Raw genomic sequence first — 914 nt, forward strand, 5'->3', positions numbered from 1 at the left:
CCCCTATGACTGAACTAGAGCAGCAACTTCTCAAACGCATTGCCGAACTTGAAAAACAAGTAACGGATAAAGATTCCAGAATCGCGTATTTAGAAGAACAATTCAAATTAGCCCAACAAAAACAATTCGGTAAATCAACCGAAGGCCACCCTGCACAAGGTGATTTATTTAACGAAGCGGAAGACATCGCTGAGTTAGAACGTGAAGTTGAAGCTGAAAACGAAACCGTTACTTACACCCGTAAAAAAGCTAAACGCACTGCGTTACCGGCTGATTTACCACGCGAAGTGATTGTGCACGACATCGAAAATAAAAGCTGTGACTGCTGCGGTGGTGAAATGCATAAAATGGGTGAAGATAAATCTGAAAAACTTGAATTTATTCCAGCTCAAATCAAAGTGATTGAACATGTTAGACCTAAATACAGCTGCCGAGCCTGTGAGCAAAACGAAACACAAGTTCAAATCAAACAAGCCCCGATGCCAGCGAGTCCAATTCCTAAAGGCATTGCAACACCAAGCTTACTCAGCCAAATCATCACCAGTAAATATCAATACGCACTGCCGCTTTATCGGCAAGAAACCATGTTTAAACAACACGGCATTGAAATCAGTCGACAAACCATGAGTGACTGGATAATCAAATGTGCCAGTTTATTTAAACCACTGTATGACAAATTGCATCAAATCTTATTAGAGCAACATGTCATTCAAGCGGACGAGACCACAGTCAATGTGGTGAGTGATGACAAAACAAAATCCTATATGTGGTTATATTGCACAGGTACTGACACGCCTGTTGCAAATAACCCATTTAAAAATATCGTACTGTATGAATATCAGCCGGGTCGTTCGGGTTGTTATCCTGCGAATTTTTTACTTAATTATACAGGTTACCTTCAAGTGGATGGTTAC

At 40.7% G+C, this 914-nt stretch carries 1 protein-coding gene; it reads left to right on the forward strand.

The window, feature by feature from the left end:
- Nucleotides 1-5 precede the first annotated feature (5 nt).
- The coding region (gene tnpC / locus AAEY57_RS19295) for an IS66 family transposase (protein WP_350608582.1) at nt 6-914 on the forward strand (909 nt) is incomplete at its 3' end.

The sequence above is a fragment of the Pseudoalteromonas sp. MER144-MNA-CIBAN-0113 genome (assembly GCF_040308965.1).
GTDB lineage: Bacteria > Pseudomonadota > Gammaproteobacteria > Enterobacterales > Alteromonadaceae > Pseudoalteromonas > Pseudoalteromonas tetraodonis.